Annotated in this window: 24 protein-coding genes and 1 riboswitch; of the genes, 14 read left to right on the top strand and 10 right to left on the bottom strand. The window is 63.3% G+C overall.

From position 1 onward, the window contains the following. Positions 1-67: 67 nt before the first annotated feature. Positions 68-1,468, top strand: a complete 1,401-nt coding sequence (locus CQ020_RS12210; protein ID WP_105692092.1) for an MFS transporter — start codon at positions 68-70, stop codon at positions 1,466-1,468. Between the two features lie 353 nt (positions 1,469-1,821). Then, positions 1,822-3,543, top strand: coding sequence for a DEAD/DEAH box helicase (locus CQ020_RS12205; RefSeq protein WP_181151864.1), 1,722 nt, complete (start codon positions 1,822-1,824; stop codon positions 3,541-3,543). 78 nt (positions 3,544-3,621) lie between these two features. On the opposite strand, the gene CQ020_RS12200 is transcribed toward CQ020_RS12205, so the two are convergent. From CQ020_RS12200 to CQ020_RS12180, 5 genes are all read right to left on the bottom strand, one after another. Continuing rightward, on the bottom strand, positions 3,622-4,272 hold the full coding sequence (locus tag CQ020_RS12200) for an MBL fold metallo-hydrolase (RefSeq protein WP_105692090.1): 651 nt from the start codon (positions 4,270-4,272) through the stop codon (positions 3,622-3,624). Positions 4,273-4,281: 9 nt separating this feature from the next. Further along, positions 4,282-5,289 (bottom strand): aldo/keto reductase, encoded by a 1,008-nt coding sequence (locus CQ020_RS12195; protein WP_105692159.1) that lies wholly within the window; start codon positions 5,287-5,289, stop codon positions 4,282-4,284. Between the two features lie 568 nt (positions 5,290-5,857). Next, positions 5,858-6,241, bottom strand: a complete 384-nt coding sequence (locus tag CQ020_RS12190; protein WP_105692089.1) for a multidrug efflux SMR transporter — start codon at positions 6,239-6,241, stop codon at positions 5,858-5,860. 2 nt (positions 6,242-6,243) lie between these two features. Continuing rightward, positions 6,244-6,558, bottom strand: coding sequence for a multidrug efflux SMR transporter (locus CQ020_RS12185; protein WP_024818198.1), 315 nt, complete (start codon positions 6,556-6,558; stop codon positions 6,244-6,246). A gap of 10 nt (positions 6,559-6,568) precedes the next feature. After that, a riboswitch (guanidine-III (ykkC-III) riboswitch) is annotated at positions 6,569-6,634 on the bottom strand. A gap of 57 nt (positions 6,635-6,691) precedes the next feature. Then, positions 6,692-7,321, bottom strand: a complete 630-nt coding sequence (locus CQ020_RS12180) for a HutD family protein (protein WP_105692088.1) — start codon at positions 7,319-7,321, stop codon at positions 6,692-6,694. 97 nt (positions 7,322-7,418) lie between these two features. On the opposite strand from CQ020_RS12180, the gene CQ020_RS12175 reads away from it, so the two are divergent. The 3 genes from CQ020_RS12175 to CQ020_RS12165 all read left to right on the top strand — a co-directional run bounded on the left by CQ020_RS12175 (position 7,419) and on the right by CQ020_RS12165 (position 9,092). Beyond that, positions 7,419-8,015 carry a phosphoribosylanthranilate isomerase gene (locus tag CQ020_RS12175; RefSeq protein WP_105692087.1) on the top strand — a complete coding sequence of 199 codons (597 nt, stop codon included), beginning with the start codon at positions 7,419-7,421 and terminating at the stop codon, positions 8,013-8,015. A 110-nt stretch (positions 8,016-8,125) separates the two neighbouring features. Continuing rightward, positions 8,126-8,578, top strand: coding sequence for an SRPBCC domain-containing protein (locus CQ020_RS12170; protein WP_105692086.1), 453 nt, complete (start codon positions 8,126-8,128; stop codon positions 8,576-8,578). Between the two features lie 112 nt (positions 8,579-8,690). Continuing rightward, a complete protein-coding gene (locus tag CQ020_RS12165) occupies positions 8,691-9,092 on the top strand; it encodes a YccF domain-containing protein (protein ID WP_024818194.1) in 402 nt (133 codons plus the stop codon). Between the two features lie 28 nt (positions 9,093-9,120). Here the strand turns inward: CQ020_RS12165 and CQ020_RS12160 are convergent, their stop codons facing one another. After that, on the bottom strand, positions 9,121-10,788 hold the full coding sequence (locus CQ020_RS12160) for an exo-alpha-sialidase (protein WP_105692085.1): 1,668 nt from the start codon (positions 10,786-10,788) through the stop codon (positions 9,121-9,123). Between the two features lie 56 nt (positions 10,789-10,844). Between CQ020_RS12160 and CQ020_RS12155 the strand changes: the two genes are divergently transcribed. Continuing rightward, positions 10,845-11,351 carry a hypothetical protein gene (locus CQ020_RS12155; RefSeq protein ID WP_105692084.1) on the top strand — a complete coding sequence of 169 codons (507 nt, stop codon included), beginning with the start codon at positions 10,845-10,847 and terminating at the stop codon, positions 11,349-11,351. A 16-nt stretch (positions 11,352-11,367) separates the two neighbouring features. Here CQ020_RS12155 and CQ020_RS12150 read toward each other — a convergent pair whose 3' ends face one another. Together CQ020_RS12150 and CQ020_RS12145 are read right to left on the bottom strand one after the other, a co-directional pair. Then, positions 11,368-12,237 carry a DUF4031 domain-containing protein gene (locus CQ020_RS12150; protein ID WP_105692083.1) on the bottom strand — a complete coding sequence of 290 codons (870 nt, stop codon included), beginning with the start codon at positions 12,235-12,237 and terminating at the stop codon, positions 11,368-11,370. 129 nt (positions 12,238-12,366) lie between these two features. Then, positions 12,367-13,701 carry an FAD-binding oxidoreductase gene (locus tag CQ020_RS12145; RefSeq protein ID WP_105692082.1) on the bottom strand — a complete coding sequence of 445 codons (1,335 nt, stop codon included), beginning with the start codon at positions 13,699-13,701 and terminating at the stop codon, positions 12,367-12,369. 261 nt (positions 13,702-13,962) lie between these two features. Here CQ020_RS12145 and CQ020_RS12140 point away from each other — a divergent pair, with 261 nt between their 5' ends. The 4 genes from CQ020_RS12140 (at position 13,963) to CQ020_RS12125 (ending at position 17,232) form a co-directional block, all read left to right on the top strand. Next, a complete protein-coding gene (locus tag CQ020_RS12140; RefSeq protein WP_090823153.1) occupies positions 13,963-14,373 on the top strand; it encodes a molybdopterin-binding protein in 411 nt (136 codons plus the stop codon). Positions 14,374-14,405: 32 nt separating this feature from the next. After that, on the top strand, positions 14,406-15,176 hold the full coding sequence (modA, locus tag CQ020_RS12135; protein WP_258141869.1) for a molybdate ABC transporter substrate-binding protein: 771 nt from the start codon (positions 14,406-14,408) through the stop codon (positions 15,174-15,176). A gap of 179 nt (positions 15,177-15,355) precedes the next feature. Further along, on the top strand, positions 15,356-16,168 hold the full coding sequence (locus tag CQ020_RS12130; RefSeq protein ID WP_105692080.1) for an ABC transporter permease: 813 nt from the start codon (positions 15,356-15,358) through the stop codon (positions 16,166-16,168). Beyond that, positions 16,165-17,232, top strand: a complete 1,068-nt coding sequence (locus CQ020_RS12125; RefSeq protein WP_105692079.1) for a sulfate/molybdate ABC transporter ATP-binding protein — start codon at positions 16,165-16,167, stop codon at positions 17,230-17,232. Before CQ020_RS12130 ends, CQ020_RS12125 begins: the two co-directional genes overlap by 4 nt. Positions 17,233-17,247: 15 nt before the next feature. On the opposite strand, the gene CQ020_RS12120 is transcribed toward CQ020_RS12125, so the two are convergent. Next, positions 17,248-17,865, bottom strand: a complete 618-nt coding sequence (locus tag CQ020_RS12120) for an MSMEG_1061 family FMN-dependent PPOX-type flavoprotein (protein WP_105692078.1) — start codon at positions 17,863-17,865, stop codon at positions 17,248-17,250. Positions 17,866-18,015: 150 nt separating this feature from the next. Between CQ020_RS12120 and clpB the strand changes: the two genes are divergently transcribed. Next, complete coding sequence (clpB, locus tag CQ020_RS12115) at positions 18,016-20,673, top strand: ATP-dependent chaperone ClpB (RefSeq protein WP_024818184.1); 2,658 nt, start codon at positions 18,016-18,018, stop codon at positions 20,671-20,673. Between the two features lie 9 nt (positions 20,674-20,682). Here clpB and CQ020_RS12110 read toward each other — a convergent pair whose 3' ends face one another. Further along, positions 20,683-21,396 (bottom strand): septum formation family protein, encoded by a 714-nt coding sequence (locus tag CQ020_RS12110; protein WP_258141861.1) that lies wholly within the window; start codon positions 21,394-21,396, stop codon positions 20,683-20,685. Positions 21,397-21,813: 417 nt separating this feature from the next. Here CQ020_RS12110 and CQ020_RS12105 point away from each other — a divergent pair, with 417 nt between their 5' ends. The 3 genes from CQ020_RS12105 to CQ020_RS12095 all read left to right on the top strand — a co-directional run bounded on the left by CQ020_RS12105 (position 21,814) and on the right by CQ020_RS12095 (position 23,772). After that, entirely contained in the window at positions 21,814-22,038 is a 225-nt protein-coding gene (locus tag CQ020_RS12105; RefSeq protein WP_105692076.1) for a DUF3073 domain-containing protein, read from the top strand. A 184-nt stretch (positions 22,039-22,222) separates the two neighbouring features. Further along, a complete protein-coding gene (locus CQ020_RS12100; protein WP_181151863.1) occupies positions 22,223-23,005 on the top strand; it encodes a VOC family protein in 783 nt (260 codons plus the stop codon). Then, a complete protein-coding gene (locus CQ020_RS12095; RefSeq protein WP_105692074.1) occupies positions 23,002-23,772 on the top strand; it encodes a VOC family protein in 771 nt (256 codons plus the stop codon). Before CQ020_RS12100 ends, CQ020_RS12095 begins: the two co-directional genes overlap by 4 nt. Positions 23,773-23,891: the final 119 nt, after the last annotated feature.

Genomic DNA, 23,891 nt, shown 5'->3' with positions numbered 1-23,891 from the left:
AGGTCGCTTCCGGTGGGGCGAGTGATGGATTGACCTCAACATTAGTTGAGGTTCTAGGCTGACGTCCATGACCTCTGACACCTCAACGGCCGGAATACTCCGCCGTCCATACCTGCTTGCCACCGTGGGGGCGTGCGCACTCGTGTTCCTGAGCGCGTTCGAGTCCCTCGCGGTGACCACCATCATGCCGCTCGTCAGCCGCGACCTGGACGGAGCCAGCCTCTACGCGCTGGCCTTCGCAGGCCCGCTGGCAACCGGAGTGATGGGCATGGTGGCGGCGGGTAACTGGTCGGATCGTCGTGGTCCTGCGGCGCCGCTGTACTCCTCGGTTGCGTTGTTCGTTGTTGGCCTCCTGATCGCGGGGACGGCCGGAACCATGGAGATGCTGGTGCTGGGCCGTCTGGTGCAGGGACTTGGTGGAGGTGCGATGACCGTGGCCCTGTACGTCCTGGTTGCCCGCGTATACCCGCCGGCACTGCACCCTAAAATCTTTGCCGCCTTCGCCGCGTCCTGGGTGGTTCCGTCCTTGGTGGGACCGTTCGCCGCGGGTGTGGTTGCCCAGCTGAGCAGTTGGCACTGGGTGTTCCTCGGCGTTGTGGGCTTGGTGGTTCCAGCCTTGCTGATGGTGGTCCCGGCTGTGCGGGGGATGAATTCCGAACCCGCTGCTGAGCCTGTTCCCTGGGCTTTCGGCCGGATGGGGTGGGCGGCGCTCGCAGCCGCCGCCGTCCTCGGACTGAACCTGTCCGCAGAGGTTCCGGGCGTGGGTGGGGCGATTGCCGTCGTCGCGCTTGTCATTGCGTTGGTGGCGGTCCGCCCGCTGGTACCGCGGGGGACCCTCACCGCACGCCGAGGCCTGCCCAGCGTGATCCTGGTGCGCGGCCTGGCGTCGGCGGCGTTCTTCGGGGCCGAGGTGTACCTGCCATACCTGCTGACTGAGCGGTACGCGTTCACGCCCACCTTCGCCGGACTGACGCTGACTGGTGCCGCGCTGGCGTGGGCCGGAGCGTCAGCCATCCAAGGGCGGCTCGGTGCCCGGCTGGCGGACGATCTCGCAGTGAAGATTGGCGCTCTCTTGGTGCTGATAGCCGTGATCTCCACCTTGGTGACCGCAGCGTTCGCCCTGCCCGCATCCGTGGCCATTGCCGGCTGGATCCTGGCTGGCGGCGGCATGGGGCTCATGTACCCGCGGCTTTCCGTCATGACGTTGGCGCTCTCCACAGAGGAAAACCAGGGCTTCAACAGCGCGGCCATGTCCATCTCCGATTCCCTCGGTGGCGCACTGTCACTGGCTGCCACAGGACTGGTTTTCGCGGCATTTACGACGACGAACTCGTTTGCGGGGGTCTTCGCGCTGACGGCGGTCATCGCCGTCGTCGGGGTTGTCATTGCGCCCAGGGTCGCCGCCCGCGTGGCGTCGCCCGAATCCCGGGACGCCGAACCGGAGCTCTCACTGACTCAGCCCAAGTAGGTCGCAGATCAGGTCGTTCCCAACGCTGGGAGCGACCTGATCTGCTACCTACTTGGGTGCCCGCAACGCACCCTCGAGCTGCCCCGATGCGGGTCCATCGTGGAAACACTGCTAAGCTAGGAACACTTGATGTGCGGTGACGCCCTGAAGCAGGTGGCCTGACAGGCTGCGCGGCGGGGCATTTTTCATGTGAGAGGCACATCCTGCGTCGATGAACGCGTTCTATTTGGTCCCGGCCACCGCTGCTGAAGCGAACCGGTAGATCACCTGACTTTTCCTCGGCGAACCCCTGGCCCAACCGGCGTCGGGGGCCGATGTCCGCACTTGGACACCGCCCGAAAGACATGAAGTTTATGACTACTTTTGCTGCCCTTGGCACGCCCAAGCCCATTGCTGAATCCCTCGCCGCAGACGGCATCGAAGAGGCATTCCCCATCCAGGTCAAGACCCTCCCGGACACCCTCGCAGGCCGCGACGTCCTGGGCCGTGGCCGCACCGGTTCCGGTAAGACCATCGCTTTCGCCATCCCGCTCGTGGCCCGCTTGGCCGAGCGCGAAGCAAAGCATTTCCGCAAGCCGGGCCGCCCCATGGGCCTGGTCCTTGCACCCACCCGTGAACTGGCAACCCAGATCAACGCCACCATCGAGCCGCTGGCCAAGGCCATGGGCCTGAACACCACGGTCATCTACGGCGGCATCTCCCAGGCACGCCAGGAAAAGGCGCTGCGCGCCGGTGTCGACATCGTCATCGCCTGCCCGGGCCGCCTCGAAGACCTGATCCGCCAGCGCATCCTGACCCTCGAAGCCGTCGAGGTCACCGTGCTGGACGAGGCAGACCACATGGCTGACCTCGGCTTCCTCCCGGTCGTCAAGAAGCTCATGGACATGACCCCCACCCAGGGTCAGCGCCTGCTCTTCTCCGCGACTCTGGACAACGGTGTTGACAAGCTGGTCAACCGTTACCTGTCCAACCCGCTGACGCACTCAGTGGACGATCCCCAAGCCGCTGTCACCACCATGGAACACCACGTCCTGGTGGTCAACGACCAGACCGTCAAGAAGCAGCTCATTGTTGAATTGGCTTCCGGCGCCGGCCGCCGCGTCCTCTTCATGCGGACCAAGCACCACGCCCGCAAGCTTGCCAAGACCCTCACGGACGCCGGTATCCCCGCCGTCGACCTCCACGGCAACCTGTCGCAGAACGCCCGCGACCGCAACCTTGCCGAGTTCTCCAACGGTGACGTCCGCGTCCTGGTGGCCACCGACGTCGCAGCCCGCGGCGTGCACGTTGACGACGTCGAACTCGTCATCCACGTGGACCCGCCCACAGAGCACAAGGCATACCTGCACCGCTCAGGCCGTACGGCCCGTGCCGGTTCCGATGGCACCGTGGTCACCCTGACGCTCCCCGAGCAGCAGAGCGACGTCAAGAAGCTCATGAAGGCTGCCGGCGTTGACGTTTCGTTTGAACGCGTGACGGCTAACTCCCCGTTGGTTGCTGACCTGGTTGGCGACATCGCGGACAAGGTTGATCCCCGCACCCGTGCAGCACTCCTCGCGGCGAAAGCCCCGCAGGGTGGCGGCACCTCCACCGGCGCCAACGCCCAGCGCAAGCGCGCACGCCGCTCCACTCAGGCGGCACCCACCGCTGGTGGTCGTGGCGGCCGCAACGGACGCGGCAAGGTTGCGGCTGAGCCGGTTCGTACGGACACCAACCGTGCCGATCGCCGCGCAGCAGCGAACGACGACGTCGCCCGCAGCTCACGCGGTCGCGGCAAGGCTGGCGCTACTCACCGCAATGACGTTCCCGGTTCGCAGGGCCAGAACGGCCGCAGCGGCCGTCCGGCTACCGGCCAGCGCTCAGCTTCGGCTCCGCGCACGGCATCCACCACGAGCACCCGCACCGGTGGAAACAAGGCCGTATGGTCTTCCGCAACGGGCGCTACGTCCGGCGGATCCTTCGGTTCAGGTGCCTCCGGCAACTCCGGTCGCGGTGGCTCCGGTGCAGGTCGTCCGGCCCGCAGCGGCCCGCGTCGTGCATCGGCTCCGGCATCGAACGAGCGTCGCGGCCGCTAACGTCACTCACGTTGTGAGGCCCGCTCTGCGCGTCATTCCTTGGGTTTGGCGCGCAGAGCAGGCCCCGCAACGAATGCTCTACCAGCCTCGGGCGCGCCACTCTTCAAGGTGTGGCCGCTCGGCGCCCAGGGTTGTGGGCAGTCCATGGCCCGGGTGCACGAGGGTTTCGTCCGGATAAGCGTCGAACAGTCGCTCCTGCACGTCGTTCAACAGAGAAGTGAAACGTGACGGATCGTTCTGTGTGTTGCCGACGCCTCCCGGAAACAACGAGTCTCCACTGAAAATGTGGGCCGGCCCGTCAGGATCCTGGTACACGAAGGCAATCGAACCCGGAGTATGTCCGCGCAGGTGGACCGCCGTCAGCTCGAAACCGTCGAAACGCTCGACGTCGCCGTGACCAAGCCGGACATCCACAGGAACCGGCAACGCATCGGCGTCGTCCGCTCCTGCTGACGTACTTGCACCGGTGACATCCACCAGCTCCGCCAGCGCCCGGACGTGGTCCCAGTGCTGATGGGTGGTGGCAATCCTGGCCAGTTTGGTCTCGACCGTCGCATCGGCGGCCGCGTCCTTGAGAAGTTGCTGAATGGCCGGAAGGTCGTCGGCGGCGTCGATCAGCAACTGCGCACCTGTGGACTTTGAGGTCGACAGGTACACGTTGTTGTTCATCTCGCTGACCGAAATGCTGCGGATAGTGACGTCACGCAATGAGTGAATAAGCGAATCCATCGCTTCAGTCTATGCAGTGGTCGGGTTGGCTTCGCGGCCCTGTGACACCCAGTTGGGGTCGGCGGATCGTGAACCCACGACGGCGGCTGCGGCTTGGTCGAGCATCTCAAGTTGTGCTGTCCCCAGTTGCAGGGACAGCGCCCCCAGGTTCTCGTCGATCCGGTGCGTTTTGCGCGTGCCGGGGATGGGGACCACAGAAATCCCGAGGCGCTGACCTTGGGTGAACAGCCAAGCCAGGGCTACCTGGGCCGGAGTTGCATCCAGCCCGCTGGCTACCTCGCGAACCGCAGCCACAACGGCTTGGTTCGCATCAAGTGCCTCGTCACCAAAACGGGGGATCTTATGGCGGAAGTCATTCTCCCCGAGATCGCCTGCGCTGACGGTTCCCGTAAGGAAGCCACGGCCCAGCGGCGAATAAGGCACAAACCCGACGCCAAGTTCCTTGGCTGCAGGAACGACGTTGAGTTCAACATCCCTGCTCCAGATTGACCATTCACTCTGGACAGCGGCAATGGGATGAACAGCGTTGGCCTGCCTGAGCTCCTCGGCGGTCACCTCAGACAATCCGAGGTGCTTGACCTTGCCCTCTCGGACCAGCTCCGCCATGGCCTCCACGGTTTCCACTATCGGAACGCGGAGGTCACGGCGGTGCATGTAGTAGAGGTCAATCACATCAGTGTCCAGGCGGCGGAGGCTCGCTTCCACCGCCTGCCTGATGTAGGGCGCATCCCCGCGGACTCCCGTGTACCCGTCCGCGGGGTTGCCCTCAATTCCAAACTTTGTGGCTACTTGGATCTCGTCGCGCCGCTCCTTCAAAAGCCTGCCCACGAGTTCCTCGTTACTGCCCGCGCCGTAAACATCTGCGGTGTCGATGAACGTGATGCCGGCGTCAACCGCGTGCCGCAGCGTCTTGAGCCCTTCTTCGGGATCGATTCCGCCATAGACCGGGGTCAGAGCCATTCCGCCGAAACCGAGCGGGCTTACAGTGAGGCCATCGCCAAGGTGTACTGCCGTCATGAACTTCTCCAATGCGCGTAGGTGTTCCAGAGTGCCCTCTGTTGGCGTGAACTCCACGGACGCGAAGGGTATTCCTGTAGGAGCCCGCGTGCGTCGGCTTGGGAGTGTGTCGGGCTTGGGGCTGTGTCTGGTTTGTGTGCCTGTGCCCAGCCCAGGGGTGTGTCTGACTGACGAGCCTGCGCCATCACCCTCCGTGCCCGGCCCGATTCGGGGGTTCCCTGCCAGGGATGCCGTGCGCGCGGCATGGTGTGCAGGGAACCATCGAAATGGAGGGCCTGCGGCGGTGGAGTGAGCCCGCGTGGCTTGGGAGTGTGTCGGGCTTGGGGGTGTGTCTGACTTGTGTGCCTGCGCCCAGCCCAGGGGTGTGTCTGACTGACGAGCCTGCGCCATCACCCTCCGTGCCCGGCCCGATTCGGGGGTTCCCTGCCAGGGATGCCGTGCGCGCGGCATGGTGCGCAGGGAACCATCGAAACGGAGGGCCCACGGCAACAAACAGCCGTGGCAAGAGAGGGCTGGGGCAAGAGGGAGCGTGCCCGCGGGCAAGGGCAGGGAACGCGGGGAGTGCTTGCTACTCGGCCTTGGCTACAGGTTTCTCAGCGGGCAGGGCCTTCAAACCGGCAGCACAGCCCACGATTCCGGCGATGAACAGCAGCTTCAACGGACTCGCGGATTCCACGCCAGTGAGCATGGCCCAACCAACGGTCAGCGCAGCTCCGATACCAACCCACACTGCGTAGGCTGTGCCGAGGGGGATTCGCTTCACCGCGATACCCAGGCCGAGCATGCTCAGCACGGCGGTGATGGCGAAAACCACTGTGGGCGTGAGTTGCGTAAAGCCGTTGGACAAGCCCAGGGCCGTGGCCCATACGGCTTCGAGCAGTGCTGAAGCCAGGAGGATGATCCAGTAGATGCCGTTGCCGGTGTTCTTGATGTTTCCAGTGTTCTCAGTCATGGCTACGCCACCACCTTCAGGCCAATGACACATGCGCCGATGCCCGCAAGCAAAAGCAGCCGGGCCGTCGTCGCGCGTTCAACTTTGGTGACCATGGCGTACGTCGCGGTCAGTACCACGCCGACGCCAACCCACACTGCATAGGCCGTGCCGGTAGGAATGGATTGCATCGCAATGGCGAGCCCGGCCATGCTGGCGACAACTGACACCAGGAAGACAACTGTGGGAACGGGTTTACGGAAGCCCTTGGAGCGATGGAGAGCTGCAGCCCAGACGGCTTCGAGTGCCCCGGAGAGAATAAGAATTAACCACGACATGACATTTTCCTTTGGCCAGTCTTGTCGCATGCCGGGTACTGAACCGTCGTCCGGAGGTTCCAGAGGGGAACCTTCGTTTCAGGCTAGCAACTCCCTTGCGGTGTGGCCACCTCTGGTGGCTAAAGTCACCAGCTCAGGAGTGCGACGGCTCTACATGGTCGATCGAGATCACTGCCACGAAGCCCCGGCCCGAGATCTCTGGGCTGCGGGTATCTGAGCCCACCACGGCGTCGTATCGCGACAACTCGACAGGTTCACCGACGCTAGGAGCCGGGGAGTCGCCGTCAGACTGGTCATCAGCAGAATCCCCGAGCGCGACCGTCGCCTTACCCTCAAGCAGAACGGCTAGCTGGCCCTCGAAGACCGGGTGCGCGCGCTTCTTGGAGATTTCGACAATGGAGGTGTAAGCCTTGAAAGCCCCGGCGCGTGCGATGACGTTCAAATCCCGGATGTCGCCGGTAGGAAGGGTGGCCGAGGACGCAGCCTCGCCCGAGAACCGGAACGGACGGTACTTCTCCAGCGGGTGTTCCGCGCCATCCACCGTGAGGAGCAGTAGTTCGCCGTCGATGATGGTGATGACCCGTTCCATGCCGGGGAAAGTGGAGAATTCGCCCGCTTTGGCAACGTCCGCGATGCTGACCCGCCAATCCCAGGCGCCGTCCTGTGCGGAGGCGGCCTTCGGATGGCTGGCGAGTTCGCGCGTCACCCCACCCCCGTTGCGCCACGGTTCGGGGCGGACGTCGGCAAAGCGGATAATCTCCATTCGACCAGCCTAGTGGTGGACGAGGCTTCTGCGTTGGCATTGCGGCTTGCTAACGTCATATGTGGAAAACGTTCTGATTACGGCTGGAGGCACGGGAATGTTCGTCAAAGTGTGCGGCTTGAGCACGCCCGAATCCGTGCGTGAAGCGGTCGACGCCGGTGCGGACGCGGTTGGCTTTGTTCTCACCGCCAGCCCACGCGAAGTCAGCCCGGATCAGGTACGCATTTTGCTGCCGCTGGTGCCGGAGGGTGTTCATGCTGTGGGTGTTTTCCGGCATGAGGACGCCGCTGATGCGGTGGCCACGGCCCGTGCCGCCGGCCTCGAATGGGTGCAATTGCACGGTCACCGGACAGTCAGCGACGTCACAAAAGTGCACGACGCCGGGATGCGGCTCATCCGGGCCGTCACCATGGGTGCCCCGCAGGATGAGTTCGCTGATCTGGGCGAGGACATGTTCTTGATCGATGCCGCTGTTCCCGGCTCAGGGGAGTCCTGGGACTACGCCTCCGTGCGCGAGAAAGAACTTGACGGGCGGGAGTGGCTCCTTGCTGGAGGGCTCGAATCCGGCAATGTGGCCTTCGCCGCAACTGCGGCTGGCGCCTGGGGAGTGGACGTATCCTCCGGCGTCGAGGAATCCCGCGGCGTGAAGGACCTGGCCAAGATCCGAGCTTTCGTCGAAGCCGCCAAGGCTTAGATTCACTGATCGTGTCGGTGGGGCCAACTAGGCTCGATCATGACGACACGATTTAGCTTGACGCACCACTACTTGGACATCGAACATCACCGACACCAGGAGTTAAAGCCATGAGCACGGAACAGCACACCCTGACGATGAGCCGCGAATTCGATGCTCCACGCGAGAAGGTTTTTGAAGCCTGGATGGAGCCGGACAAACTCACCCAGTGGTTCGGACCCGTGGAGGTGGAGGCTCCACGCGATCAGATCATCGTTGAGCCCCGGGTTGGCGGCGTTTGGCAGGTAGTCATGGTGTGGTCGGATGAGAACGGCGAGCAGTCGGCGCCCATCGAGGCCACCATCACCGAGCTCAACAGCCCGGCTCTCTTGGTGGCGCAGGCCAAGGCCGCTCCCGACGCTGACCACGAGTACGAGGAAATGCACCTCGAATTCGAGGACCTCAACGGACGCACCCGGATGAATCTCACCCAAGGGCCGTTTGCGTCCGAGGAGTGGGTAGAAATGACCCGCGACGGCTGGGGTACCTCGTTCGACAAGTTGGACGGCCTCCTGGCTGGTTGAACCGCCGCCCTGCCAAGTGGCCTAGTGGAGCAGTACGTGCAGCTGGAAGTCAGGGAAGATTCAGGGCAGACCCCTAGGCTTTTTGTCAGGCCAACAGGGCAGAATGAAGACTATGAAAACGCTCCTTAACATCATCTGGCTTGTCTTCGGTGGGTTCTGGCTGGCCTTGGGTTACTTCGCGGCAGGCATCATTTGCTGCGTTCTCATCGTCACCATCCCGTGGGGCATCGCTTCGTTCCGGATCGGTGCTTACTGCCTGTGGCCTTTCGGTCAAATGGTGGTTGAGAAGCCGGGCGGATCCGGGGTGTTTGCGCTCCTTGGCAACGTGATTTGGCTTCTGGTTGCGGGCATCTGGATTGCGATCGGTCACGTGGTCACGGCGGTTGCCATGGCCATCACCATTGTCGGAATCCCTCTGGCCATCGCCAACCTGAAACTGATCCCGGTATCGCTCATGCCCCTCGGTAAGCAGATTGTGCCCACCAGCCAGCCGTTCGTCAGCACCTACCGCTGAGCGGCGCCGCCGCTAATACACACGGCCGCTAAGAAGCAACCACGGCGCCGGTGCGCAGGTTGAAACGGAACGTCCGCTCCAAACGCACCCTGCCGCCGTCGGCCTCTGCCGTGAAAACGAGGTCCAGCGTTTCGCGAGTCAGGTCCGTCTCGGTGACGGTGTAGGTCGGCGTGAAGTACAGCGCGTGCTCGCCGGGCAGCAGGTCCGCGGGCGGGAAACGGTCTGCGTTGTTGTGCGGTCCGAGAAGTACGACGCCGGTAGTCGGCTTGGTGCCGACGTTGCGGATGCGTCCGGTGAAAGCGAGGATATCCCCGGCTTTGTACCCCGGGATGATGGTTCCGTAGTTGAGATCCTGAGCCTCGCGAGTGCCCAGGACTTGGTCTTGCTCGGAGTAGCCTTGGCCGATTTCCTTCCAGGTCTGCACGTCCCATTCGCCGTCGCTGTTGGACGGAATGACGTGGAAGTCGCCGGCGTTTTGCCATACAGCGGGCCTGCCTGGAGTGATGGACCGCAGCTCCATGTCGAAGACCAAGCCAGTGGGCTCCAAAGAGCCCTGGGCCGCTGCGGGCACGCGGTGAAGTTGCCCCGTGAGCTGTTCGGCAGGGATCGAAGCGAACACGATCTCCCGGTAGCCGTGCCGCTCGTACAGAACTCCGATGTTCCCGTCCGGCAGCCGCGCAACCGTCGAGTAAGCCGAACTGCCCACGCACAGTAACAGCTTGGCCGGCCAGGTGGCGCCGTTGTCGGGTGAGAGGCTTAGGACGGTATTCCGTCGTAGCTGCGGGTCTTGATTGTTGCTGGCGATCAGCCACTCTGAGGTCTCAGGCGTCGCGTGGGCAGCAACACCGGGAAGGCCGTCGAAGCGCGCCACTGAACCGTTGTCACTGGGGTCGGGTAGCTCCGGGATGGGCCGCAGCGGGCTCCAGGTCTGCCCGCCATCCTCGGACACAGACGACAACCTGCACGGCGTTGCCCGCGAATGCAGGAGCAGCCGGCCATCGTCCAAACACACAACTTTGTTTTCGTTGGGCCCGATCCCTTGCGGACCCGCTCCGATCAGGTCACCCAGGCTCCATGTCTCGCCGTGGTCGTCGCTGAACGCGGAGGCGGCCATAATGGCACCGTCCACCAGCAGCACAAACTGCTGCACCAACCGGCCTTTGTGGGGGCCAACGTGTATTTGGATTCCCTGGCCAGCTGCGGCGAAAAGGCCCGTGATGGCACCGTGCTTGAGCTGTCCGGTGAGCCGGCGGTGCTGCCAGGTGCCGCCGTCGTCGTCGGAGAAGCTGACGTCAGCATGCTGCACGTCGTCATCGGGCGTCAATCCGGCAACGGCCTCGAAGAAGCCTGCGTGGGTGCCTGCCGCGTGGAACATGAAGATGCGCCCGGTTTCGGTGTCAACCAGAAGGCTTGGATCGCCGAAGCCGTGAAGACCTGAACCCGTGCGCACAAGCTGCTGAGGCTCCCAGGTAATTCCGTTGTCGTAGCTGCGGCGTAGGAGGAGATCTATGGGATTGGGGAGGTCGTCCAGGTTGGGCCGGCCGTCGTAAGCGGCCAACACGGTGCCCCGCGTGCTGACGGCGAGGGCGGGGATGCGGTACTGGCGGTAACCGCCGACGCCACGGACAGCCAGGACATGCTCGACGTCGGGTACGGCCAGCGGGACGTCAGGGGAAGCCAAGAGGTAGGAGGTCACACCTCTATGCTAGCTTGGCACCGTCCGCCTGGAACCTTGGCGAGTAATCTTGGCGAGTGACTAACAACGCCCAGCCCAGCGCCCAGCACAGAGCCGAAGCACTTAAGGAGCGCGTCTATGTGACGTTCACCGGGCTGGCGGTTGTTCTTGCCTTGCAGTCACACGCGGAGACGCTCTCTGCCGGGGAAGCCGCTTCAACGCTCGCCATCACAGTGGTGGGAACATTGCTGGCGGTGTTCGTGGCCGACCTCGTCTCACACCTGGCTGTCCACGCAAAGACTCCCACCCGTTCCGAGCTATCGCACATGGCGCGCACCAGTTTCGGCGCCTTCGGAGCGATTGTTCTGCCGCTGATCTTCATCGCCGTGGCTGCCCTGGGTCGATGGAGCGTTGAAGCCTCGTTGCGGGCCTCAACCATCGCTCTGATCACGGCTTTGGTCCTGATCGGCTATCTGGCGGTTCGCAGGGTCAAGATGGCCTGGTGGAAGAAACTGATTGCTTTGGGCGCGGAGTTCCTGTTGGGCCTAGCCGTCGTCGGGCTGGAACTCCTCGCACACGGCTGAAGGCCGACGGCTCCGCTCACGCGAGTTCGCTGGCGAGGTTCCGGCGGGCAGCCTCCAACCAGAGTGCCTTGGCGCGTTCGCCGTGGAACAGCGGGTCCAATCTCAGAAGATCGCGGACGACGGCGGCGCGCCCCTTCGCGAAGTCGTCGTCGCTGACGTGGGCGTAGTCTTCGCGGACGGCGGCACGATAGCGAGCATAGGACTGCTGGTCACCGCCGAGCACTGACAGATCGGCGTCGCACAACAGTGCACCCGCGTAGTCACCAGTCTTTGGACGGTGAGTGGAGGTGAGCCGGACCAGGCGCGCCACCTCTTCTACCTCGTGGGGAGCCAAACCAGTGGCTGTTAGACGGTCCTCTGCCAAACGTGCGGACTCTTCTTCGTCCTGCCCGGCGACTCCTTCATAGACGGCATCGTGAAACCACGCTGCCAGGGCGACGGTCCGCGCAGGCAGGGCAGGTTCGGCCAGCACATCCAAGGCCTCAAGGACTGCGAGGAGATGTGTCCGGCTGTGATACTTCCTGCGGTCCTCTCCCCAGCGTTCCAGCAACTCCAGACCCAGCTCCTCGTGGCCGGGATAGGTGCTGTTCCAGCGTTCCATCAGAGGCACTGTCAAGGCCTTGCTCCGTTCACGAGCGGGGATGCGGAGTCCGCTGGCAATGAGCTTGCGTACCAGGATGCGGGCCTCCACAGGGATGGCGCCCGCGGAAACGAGGTCGTCGTAGCGGCGTTCGGGGACGTCGTAGTGGTCTCCGTCGAAGGCTCGCTCGGGAACTCCGGCGGCGGCCGCGAACGTGTGTAACTCATCCAGCGACGAGTCCGAAACCAGGTGCGAAAACACGGTTCCATGCGCTGGCCACAAGGGTGGGTCGACGTAGATGGCCATTGCCAAAGTGTACCCATGTGATCCTTCCCAGTTGCCGGCCATCGGGACGTCTACCGCCGTGCTGCCGTCCCGGAAGTACAGGCTTCTCTGCCCGCGCTGATCACGGCAACTGGGAAGGAGTGCAGAAACTCAGTGCTCAGCCGGCAGGATGTTCTGGTTGCCGCGGAACACGTTGTCGGGATCGAACTGGCGTTTCACCAAGGACAGTCGCCGGTAATTTTGTTCGCCGTAGGCCGCCATGATCCGATCCTGCCCCTCGTCGCCGATGAAGTTCAACCACACGCCGCCCGTGGTGTGGGGTGCGATGTCCTGCCGAAACTGCTTGACCCAGGCTTTTGCCTCCTGCCCGCCCTCCCGGGTTTCGGACAGGCCGAACGGGTGGCTGACCCACGCGGCTCCGCGGTGCTGCAACGGCGTGTTCGCTGCAGCAGGTCCGTCCACGGCTCCGCCCCACCGTGCCACCAGCTGCTGCGAGTTCGGGCCGGGAAGGTGTTGCGCCGAGTCCACCAGAACGTCCAGTGCATCGTCGGTGAGCTCGTTATGGTAGTCGGCGCTCCAGTAGTTGTAGTGGTCCGGGGGGTCGTCGATCATGCACTGGAAGTCCGCGTATTCCATGGGCGAGACGAGGTCCACTGAGGGGCCGAGGTCCTTGAACGGCTTGGCGTGCTCCTCGCCGGCCTCAACACTGCCCGCGTAGATGTATGCCATCCCGACGGCGAGCTTGCCCACCATCTCTTCCGGGACGAATTCTTCCGGTGGGGCGGTGAGGTACACCAGGGCGGTTCCGACGGCGTCGGGTGCTTCCAAAGCAATCTGCCGGTAGGCGCGCGATAGACCCTGTGCGTCGTCCCCGGGGAACAGCATGAGGCCGGCCATGACAGTGGGGCCCACATCGTGGAGTTGGAACGTCAAGGACGTGGCCACGCCGAAGTTTCCGCCCCCGCCGTGGAGCGCCCAGAACAACTCGGGATTCTCGTCCCGGCTTGCGGTCACGCGATCTCCGGAGGCTGTGACCAGGTCTACGGAAAGGAGGTTATCGCACGCGAAACCGTACGACCGCTCCAGCCATCCGGAGCCCCCGCCCAACGTGAATCCAGAGACACCTGTGGTGGACGCCCGGCCGCCGGTGACCGCTAAACCGTGCTGTTGCGTGGCGCGATCGAATTCTCCCCAGGTGAGCCCGGCGCCGGCTGTGGCGGTTTTCGCCTCAGGGTCTACGCGGATTGATTTCATGGGGCGGACGTCAACCACCAGCCCGTCGTCGTTGGTGGACATGCCCGCCACTGAGTGCCCGCCGGAACGCACAGCTACGTCCAAATTGTGGTTGTGCGCGTAGCTCAGGGCCTCAGCAACTTCGCCGGGATCGGAGCATTTGGCAATGACGGCCGGCTTGCGGTCGATCATGGCATTGAAGAGTTTTCGGGCTTCGTCATAGTCCGGACTGTCCGGACGAATCCATTCCATGGGACGTTCCTTTGAAAGTGAAACTCTCCCCCAGATCAGGGTACGACTGCGGGTCCCCGGCGGCTAGAGCACGACGACGGCGGCGCACCACTTTCCGCCATGCGCACCAGAGCTTACGGGTGCGTCGTGCGCCACCGGGCGCGATGGGAACACCCAAGGGGTGCCTCAGGCGGGAAAGGGTGCGCCGCGGCTTCGAAGTCATATTTCGTTTGCGGAACATTCAAGGCTCCTGAACCGCAAACACGGAACTACACTCAATCCATGCCGCAAATACGAATTTCCGAAGCCGCCCGCTTCCTCGGCGTCAGCGACGATACCGTGAGGCGCTGGACGGAGAACGGGACGCTGACTGCCCAGAAGGACGGCGCAGGACGTCTGGCCGTGGATGGGCTGGAGCTCGCCACGTTGGCCCGGGATCAGTCACACCTCCCGGACGACCCCTCGCGTTCCGGAAGTTCTGCACGGAACCGCTTTGTGGGCCTGGTGACGGGAATTACCGCTGACAAGGTCATGGCCCAAGTGGAGCTTCAGTGTGGCCCCTTCCGGGTGGTGTCGCTCATGAGCAGCGAGGCCGTCCGTGAGCTCGGGCTGGAACTCGGATCCGTCGCCACGGCCGTGGTCAAAGCCACCACTGTCATCATCGAAACTCCGCAAGGAAAGAGCATCATATGAGGACCCTTCGCCTAAAGAAATGCATCGTGGGAATGTCGGTTGCGCTTGGATTGGCAGGCGCGCTCACGGCCTGCGGCGCCACGGCCCCTGCCGCGACGCCAACGAGCAACAGCGGCGCATCCCAACTGAGCGGAACAGTGACCGTCTTCGCGGCCGCGTCCCTCAAAGCCACGTTCACTCAACTGGCTAAGGACTTCGAGGCGAAGAACCCGGGCACCAAGGTGACACTGAGCTTCGCCGGTTCCTCGGACCTGGTCACGCAGATCAGCCAGGGCGCCCCCGCAGACGTCTTCGCTTCGGCGGACACCAAGAACATGACAAAGCTGGCCGACGCCAAACTGCTGGACGGTACCGCAACAAACTTCGCCACGAACGTCCTGGAGATCGCCGTCCCACCCAGCAACCCGGCGTCGATCTCGTCCCTCGCTGACCTCGCCAAGCCAGGCGTCAAAGTAGTGACGTGCGCCAGCCAGGTTCCCTGTGGCGCGGCAACGGAAACGGTGGAGAAGGCCAGCGGCATCACGTTGAGCCCTGTCAGTGAAGAATCGTCAGTCACCGATGTCCTCGGCAAGGTCACCTCGGGCGAGGCCGACGCCGGACTGGTTTACGTCACGGACGTGAAGGGAGCAGGCGACAAGGTCATGGGCGTTCCCTTCCCTGAGTCCGACGCGGCAGTGAATACCTATCCGATCGCCACGGTAAGTTCCAGCCAGAACAAGGAACTGGCGGTGGCGTTCATCGCTTCTGTCACCAGCGAAGCAGGCAAGAAGGTTCTGGGTGACGCCGGATTTGGCGCACCCTAGCGGGAACGCACCCTAGCGGGGCGCACCCTAGCGGGAACGCACCCTAGCGGGGCGCACCCTAGCGGGAACGCACCCTAGCGGGAACGCACCCTAGCGGGGCGCACCCTAGCGGGAACGCACCCTAGCGGGAACGCACCCTAGCCTGGCTGGGCCACAGAACGCACCACTGTAAGGAGATCATGAAAACCGCCACCGGCTACCAAGGGATCCCGCGCTGGATCTATGCCGTCGCAGCCGTGGGCGGGCTTCTGGTGGTCCTTCCTCTGGTTGCGATGCTGGCCAAGGTGAACTGGCCGCAGTTCGTTCCGCTGATCACGTCCGAGTCCTCGCTGGCTGCACTGGGGTTGAGCTTGCGAACCTCGGCTGCCAGCACGGTCCTTTGCATCGTGCTGGGCATTCCGTTGGCGTTGGTGCTGGCGCGTGGCGAGTTTCCGGGCCAGCGGTTACTGAGGGCGTTCGTCCTGTTGCCGCTGGTGTTGCCGCCCGTCGTCGGGGGCATCGCGCTCCTGTACACGTTCGGCCGGCAGGGCCTCCTGGGGAAGTCCCTGGAAGCGGCAGGTATCCAGATCGCGTTTTCAACCACTGCAGTGGTTTTGGCTCAGACGTTTGTGGCGTTGCCCTTCTTGGTGGTCAGTTTGGAGGGTGCCCTGCGGTCGGCCGGAAACAGGTATGAGGCCGTCGCGGCGACTCTCGGGGCGCGGCCCACCACCGTCCTTCGTCGCGTCACGCTTCCCTTGGTCTTGCCGGGGCTGGCATCCGGCGCGGTGTTGTCTTTCGCGCGCAGCCTGGGGGAGTTCGGCGCAACCTTGACCTTCGCCGGAAGCCTTGAAGGGGTGACGCGCACCTTGCCGTTGGAGATCTATCTGCAGCGGGAGACGGATGCCGACGCCGCCGTGGCCCTGTCCTTGGTGTTGGTGGCGGTGGCCGTTGCCGTTGTGGGGCTCAGCTACGGTGCCCGGCGGAGCAGCACACCCGCGGAGGTGCGGCCATGACGTTTGAGTTGCAGGCCAGCCTCCGTTCCAGAAATTTCGAGATGTCACTCAGCCTCAAAGATGGCGAAACCGTGGCCATCCTCGGTCCCAACGGTGCGGGCAAATCCACTCTGCTGGGTGTGATCGCAGGACTGCTGCGGCCGGATTCCGGGTCGGCACGAATCGGGGATAAAGAGCTCTTCAACCTCGACGGCGGCACCCACCTGTGGAGCCCGCCGCACCTGCGCGGGACTGCGCTCCTGGCCCAAGAAGCGTTGCTGTTCCCACACCTGAACGCCCTGGATAACGTGGCCTTCGGCCCGCGGAGTGCAGGTGCTTCCACTGCGGCGGCACGGGAAACCGCGCATCACTGGCTGGAGGAAGTTGACGCCGCGAACTTGGCCAAGCGAAAACCAGCCCAGCTCTCGGGTGGGCAGGCACAACGTGTCGCTGTAGCCCGGGCTTTGGCCGCCGAGCCTGAGCTTCTGCTGCTCGATGAACCCATGGCAGCTCTGGACATCCACGCAGCACCGTTGCTCCGCCGCGTGCTCAAACGGGTTTTGCAGGATCGGAAGGCCATCATCGTCACCCACGATGTCCTGGACGCTTACATGCTGGCCGACCGCGTGATTGTTGTGGAAAAGGGTCATATAACCGAAGTAGGAGCCACCCGTCAGGTCCTTGAGCGGCCCAGAAGCCACTTCGCGGCCGGACTCGCTGGGCTGAACCTTGTCACCGGGACCATCACCGAGGATGGAATTACGACGCCGGATGGCCGGGTTTTCGCCGGCCATCACGATTCCGGATGGTCACCTTCACCTGGCCAGGCAGGCGTGGCAGCGTTCCCGCCGTCGAGCGTTTCCGTCTTCCTGGGGGATGTTCACGGAAGCCCCCGCAATTCGTTTCCCGTCACCATCACGGACCTTGAACCGCACGGTGACCAGATACGGGTCCGTGCCGGAGATTCGGCCCAGGCTCTGTCCGCGGATATTACCCCGGCAGCGTCCGCCGATTTGGGGTTGGTTCCGGGCATGGACGTGCGGTTTGTGGTCAAGTCTGCGCTGGTGTCTGTCTACCCGGCCTGATGTTCAGGGCGGGTGTTACTCCCGGTACATCCGCTCGGCGTACGACGGTCCGTAATAAGTCTCGAGCTCTTCCAAGGGAGTTTCGGGCTGGGTGTAAGTCTTTGCGAGGGCCGCGATGCTCGGCAGGCCGTCGGCATCCCAGGTCTCGGGCTGCCACAGACCGCTGCGCATGAACGCCTTGCCGCAGTGGGTGAACACTTCCTCCACGGAAACTACGACGGCGGCGCGCGGCCGATGCCCTTTGACCACCATGAGATCGAAGAAGTCGGCGTCGCGGACAATTTGTGCGGTCCCGTTGATCCGGAGGGTGTCGGTGCGGCCGGGAACCACGGAAAGGATGCCGACGTTCGGGTTTTCCAGGATGTTGTGGAAGCCAAACACCAACTTGTTGCCAGGCCGTTCCGGGATGGCGATGGTGTGCTCGTCCAGGACCTGAATGAAGCCCGCGGGATCGCCCTTGGGTGAGGCGTCCACGCGACCCAGCGCGTCCGTCGTCGAGATCACGCAAAAAGGGCTGGCTGCCAGCCATTGGCGGTCGAAATCGCTGAGGGAGGTGCGCACCTTCTTCCTGGTGCGATCGAGGGGCAATCCAATGAGTTCTTCAAGTTCGGCCGCGGTTGAAATGGTGTCCATCGCCCCAGCCTACTTTCCCCAGAAACCGGTGGACTCTGGACACTGGTTTCGCCGTGGGCAAACATTGAACCCAGTGGACCCAAAAGCAAAGTTGAGCGTAGTAGACTCAACTTTGTAATCACAGGTATCACTCCAGAAAGGGAGCACTCTTTGGACGTCAAATTCACCACCAAAAGCCAGGAGGCCCTTTCTGCGGCCGCCATGAACGCCTCAACTGCCGGTAACCCGCAGCTTGAGCCCGCCCACCTGCTGAAGGCCCTCATGGACCAGCGCGAGGGCGTTGCTGTGGCGCTCTTGCGGGCCACGGGTGCAGACCCTGATGCGGTGAGCGTGCAGGCCAGCTCGGCCATCAAGGCGCTGCCGTCATCGTCAGGAAGCTCGGTCCAGCAGGCGCAGTTGTCCCGCCAGTCCATGCAAGCCATCCAAGCTGCCCAGAACGAGGCCGACAAACTCGGCGACTCCTTCGTGTCCACTGAGCACCTGCTGCTGGGCCTCTCCGCCGGAAGTGACGCCGTCGGAAAGTTAATGCGCGACGCCGGTGCCTCCCATGAGGCGCTGCTCGCCGCCCTGCCGGGTGTCCGGGGGGACAGGAACGTCAATTCGCCGGATCCGGAGAACACCTTCCAAGCCTTGGAGAAATTCGGCACGGACCTCACTGCCGTGGCCCGTTCCGGCAAACTGGATCCCGTGATCGGGCGTGACAGCGAAATCCGGCGCGTCGTCCAGGTCCTCAGCCGCCGCACCAAGAACAACCCCGTGCTGATCGGTGAACCCGGTGTTGGCAAGACCGCCGTCGTCGAAGGCCTTGCCCAGCGCATGGTGGCCGGAGACGTCCCGGAAAGCCTGCGGGGCAAAACCCTCATCGCCCTGGACCTGGCGTCCATGGTGGCCGGGGCCAAGTACCGTGGCGAGTTTGAGGAACGCCTGAAGGCTGTGCTTGAGGAAATCAAGAACTCCAACGGCCAGATCGTGACGTTTATTGATGAGATCCACACGGTAGTTGGTGCCGGGGCCACGGGTGAAAGTGCCATGGATGCCGGCAACATGCTCAAGCCCATGCTGGCCCGTGGGGAGCTGCGACTCATCGGTGCCACCACGTTGGACGAGTACCGCGAGAACATCGAGAAGGATCCTGCCTTGGAGCGCCGCTTCCAGCAGGTCTATGTTGGCGAGCCCAGCGTTGAGGACACCATCGGCATCCTCCGCGGTCTGAAGGAGCGCTACGAGGCCCACCACAAGGTGGCTATCGCTGACTCCGCCCTTGTAGCTGCGGCTACTCTGTCCAACCGGTACATCTCCGGCAGGCAGCTTCCGGACAAGGCAATTGACCTCGTTGATGAGGCCGCGTCCAGGCTTCGTATGGAGATCGACTCCGCGCCGGAAGAGATCGACCAGCTTCGCCGTGCCGTGGACCGTTTGACCATGGAAGAGCTGGCCCTCCAAGGCGAGACCGATCCTGCCTCGGTGGAACGGCTGGCAGCGCTCCGTGCGGACAAAGCCGATAAGAACGAAGAACTGAGTGCCTTGAATGCGCGTTGGGAAGCCGAGAAAGCCGGGCTCAACCGGGTGGGTGATCTCAAAGCGAAGATCGACGAACTGCGTTCCGTCGCGGACAAGGCCCAGCGCGAAGGCGACCTGGAATCGGCGTCGCGGATCCTTTACGGAGAGCTGCCCGCCCTCGAACGGGAGCTGAGTGCCGCCGCTGAGGAGGAGTCAGCCCGGAGCGATTCGAAGCCGGAACTGATGGTTGCCGAGGACGTGACCGCGGACGACATCGCGGAAGTCATTTCGGCCTGGACGGGAATTCCGGCCGGCCGCATGCTCCAAGGCGAATCGCAGAAGCTCCTCCACATGGAAGAGGAACTCGGCAAGCGGCTGATCGGGCAGTCCAAGGCTGTTCAGGCCGTGTCCGATGCCGTGCGTCGCGCCCGTGCCGGCATCAGCGATCCCAACCGCCCCACGGGTTCGTTCCTGTTCCTTGGCCCTACCGGGGTGGGTAAGACTGAGCTGGCCAAGGCTCTGGCGGACTTCCTCTTTGACGACGAACGCGCCATGATCCGGATCGACATGTCCGAGTACAGCGAGAAGCACTCGGTGGCGCGTCTGGTGGGTGCTCCTCCGGGATACGTGGGCTATGAAGAAGGTGGCCAGCTGACCGAGGCAGTCCGCCGCAGGCCGTACTCCGTGGTGCTGCTGGACGAGGTGGAGAAGGCCCACCCGGAGGTCTTCGACATCCTTCTGCAGGTTCTCGACGACGGACGCCTCACCGACGGCCAAGGCCGCACCGTGGACTTCCGCAACACCATCCTGGTGCTGACGTCCAACTCCGGCAGCCAGTTCCTGGTGGACCCAACCATGGATGCCAAGACGAAGCGTGAGGCTGTCATGGCAGTGGTTCAAGCATCGTTCAAGCCGGAGTTCCTGAACCGCCTGGATGAGATCGTGCTGTTTGATCCGCTGTCCGTGGAGGAACTGGCCCGGATTGTTGAGCTGCACGTGGCGGAGTTGGGTAACCGGCTCCGTGAGCGCCGCCTGAGCCTGGAAGTCTCTGATGGCGCACGTGCGTGGTTGGCCATGTCCGGATTCGATCCTGCCTACGGTGCACGGCCACTGCGCAGGCTGGTTCAACGGGAGATCGGCGACCGCCTCGCCAAGGAGATCCTTGCGGGCGAAATAAGCGACGGCGACACAGTGCTGGTGGACACCGCTGCTGACCTCGACGAACTCACTGTGGAGGGCTTCGAAGCACTGACAGGTCCCGACGGCGGCGCTCCCGCAGGTACGGGCCTCACGGTTCGCAGGAAGTAGTTTTTCAGGCTACTTTCTGAGGAGATCTTCCTTGATGGTGTTGCCTGAATCCACCACGATGAAGCAATCAACGCGGCGGTCGCCCCGGTCCCAACTAGTGGTGCTCGGGTAGACGTTCTGCTGGAGCAGTATGTAATTGTCGGCCGCCTCGTTGAGCCTCACGTCCTTGCACACCTCACGCCCCTTATCCCTCAGCGCGTTGGTTCCGGGGAAGGACTCGTCAGCCGGGTAGCTGAAAACGGCGCCCAGTTGGGCCGAGTGTTCGGTATCGCACGCCACGGCTCTGGCTTTTGAGGAATTCGCATCAAAGCTGGAGAAGCAGTCGCCCACCTGGAAGTCCGTGGCCTCCGCGTCGCGGGGGAGCGGTCCGGCTGTAGGAGCTGCGCTGGGAGAGGCTACGGATGCTTCAGGTCGGGTCCCCAGCAGGTTGAGCAGGACCCAGATGACAACGCCAATGAGTATCAGCACGCCAACCACAATTCCGCCGATGACCCATCGCTGCCGCTTGACGGGATCCCCCTGAGGTTCCTGTTGCTCATCCGGCCTCTGGGGCCACTCCTGACCAACATAAGGCTGCTGGCCTACATACGGTTGCTGGCCCGCGAAGGGCTGCTGTCCCGCGTACGGTTGTGTGCCTGCGTATATGGGCGCGTCCGCTTTATTGCTTGACTCCGCATCCCTGGGCGGCAATGCGGGATCGGGCTGTTCTGCCGGGTTGGGCACAAAGTCAGGGTCGAGATCGGGGGCTGGATCCGGTTGCAGGCCTGATGGCGGCGTCCAAGGAGCTGCCGGCGGTTGTTGGCCCGGTGATGGCGGAGTTTGGGGCGCGGAAGGTACTCCATCCTCGCCCTTATCGCGTGGTGAACCATCGCGTGGTGAAGTGTTGTCCTGGCTCATATTCCGGGGTGTGCCTTCCTGCTGTGGAGCCGCATTGAGGCCGACTCTACCCAATTTTCGCGTCGCTTGGAGGTGCAACGGCGTGGTTTCGGCTGTGGTCGGCCCGGACGCGGGGGTCAGGTGGCGCGCGGGCACCCCCGAAAGCATGTAATCTAGACATACGACAAATTGACCAAACATTCCGGGGCCTCACCGATAGCCAAGGTGACCACCTCCGGTCCAAGTACAAAAGGGGGTCACGCCATGGGGCGCGGCCGTCAAAAGGCAAAAGCTACCAAGCAGGCTCGGGACATTAAGTACTACTCCCCGAACACTGACTATTCGGCACTTGAGCGGGAGCTCACGGGTCCGTCCAGTCGTGTAAAGAGCCACTTCCCCGAAGATCCCCCGGAGCCGGACTATTCGGCTTACGAGGATAAGTACGCGGAAGATGAAGACGACGAGGTTGACACCCGCCGGATCGGATAGCTGTCGCAACCAACAGGTGCCTTGGGCACTGAGTTGCGGACCGCCGTCGTACATTACGGTCATCGCGCATTTTCGAATGCCGTATTTCTTTTGAAAAGGGCCCTCAGGCCACGCCGTTCATTGGCGTACCCTGGGGGTCCTTTTTTGCGTAGGCTGGAGGTCGAGCGCATCGAAAGGGTAATCCATGCCGGAGGTCGAGAGTTATCAGCAGGGAACACCATGTTGGGTGGACCTGTCTTCCACCGACATTGATGTTTCCAAGAAGTTTTACAGCGACCTCTTCGGATGGGAGCTGGACGCCATGGACGCCGGGAATGGCATGACCTATTACATGGCCAAACTCCAGGGACGCTACGTGGCCGGGATGATGCAGCAGCAGCCCGATGCTCCAGCGGGAATGCCCTCCTATTGGGCCAACTATCTAGCGGTGGACTCTGCCGACGAGGCCGCCCGGCGGGTGGAAGCTGCGGGTGGGACCCTTCTCTTTCCTCCCGACTCGGTCCCCAATGGCAGTGGACGTATGTTCTTCGCCACAGATCCCACCGGTGCTCAGATTGGTTTCTGGGAAGCCGGCAACCATCCCGGTTCGGGTCTGGTGAACGAGCCGGGAACCATGATTTGGAATGAACTGCAGACAAATGACGTCCCCAAAGCCGTAGCCTTCTATGAAGCTGTGACTGGGTGCAGCAGCGAAACCGAGCCGGCCGGTGACCTGCAGGAGTACACGAGCCTGCTGGTGAATGGAAGACGAATTGCGGGTGCGCTCACGTTGCCCATTGAAGGGCTGTCGCCGTTCTGGATGACGTACTTCAACGTGGTGGATATCGACGCCACGGTGGTGCAGGCCGTTGAATTGGGGAGCCACGTGATTGCTCCGGCTTTCGACGTACCGGGAGTTGGACGGATGGCAGTTCTGATGGACCCGGCAGGCGCTGCGTTCAGCATCATGACAGGCTTGGCAGCATGACTTCACGCAAGCATTACGCCAGTGGTGAGCCGTGCTGGGCTGACCTCCAGACGAGGGACGTCGAGGCCGCCAAAGCCTTCTATGGCCAGGTGTTCGGCTGGACCTTCAAGGACCTGCCCACGCCGGACGGCCGCAGCTATGCGCAGGCGTTCATCAAGGATCAGCTGGTGGCCGTCATTGCCCCGCAGAATTCCCTGCAGGAGGCCGCAGGAACGCAGGGGCAGTGGAACATCTACATCTCTGCCACAGATACAGACGAGATCGCTGAGGATGCGGTCCATGCGGGCGGGAAGCTCCAGTTTGGCCCTGAGGCCGTGGCGGACACGGGTGTCCTGGCGTTCATTGAACCTCCGGGCGGTGGAACCACCGGCGTGTGGCAGGCCGGAACTCACACGGGTAGTCACTTGTTCAACGAGCCCGGAGCATTGGCGTGGGCTGAACTGTTGACGCCTGAGCCACAGGCCGCCGTCGGGTTCTTCCAGCAGTTGTTCGGGCATGAGGTCACCGAATATCCCCAGGACGACGGCGGCAGCTACAGCACGCTGATGGTCAATGGTGACGAGGTGGCCGGCATTGTCCCTGCCGATGAAGGCGACGATGTCGGCTGGCAGATTTACTTCGGTGTAGCGGATCTGCGCAAAGCCGTGGAAGCAGCAGTGGCAGCGGGAGGAGAGCTTCTGGTGGAACCGGAGGACAAGCCCGAAACGGGGTCCCTCGCTACCATCCAGGATCCGCAGGGTGGCGTCTTGAGCCTGATCCAGGTCTAGGAACCCAACTGAGTCGCAGATCAGGTCGTTCTGAGCGCTGAGAACGACTTGATCTGCGACTTAGATGGGTAGGGGAGACGCAAAAGAGCGGCCGGGCAGTTTGTGACTGCCCGGCCGCT

The sequence above is a fragment of the Arthrobacter sp. MYb23 genome (genome assembly GCF_002979775.1).
Classification (GTDB): Bacteria; Actinomycetota; Actinomycetes; order Actinomycetales; family Micrococcaceae; genus Arthrobacter.
Note: the sequence above shows the minus strand (reverse complement) of the source record. Positions and strands in the feature narration are given on the sequence as shown.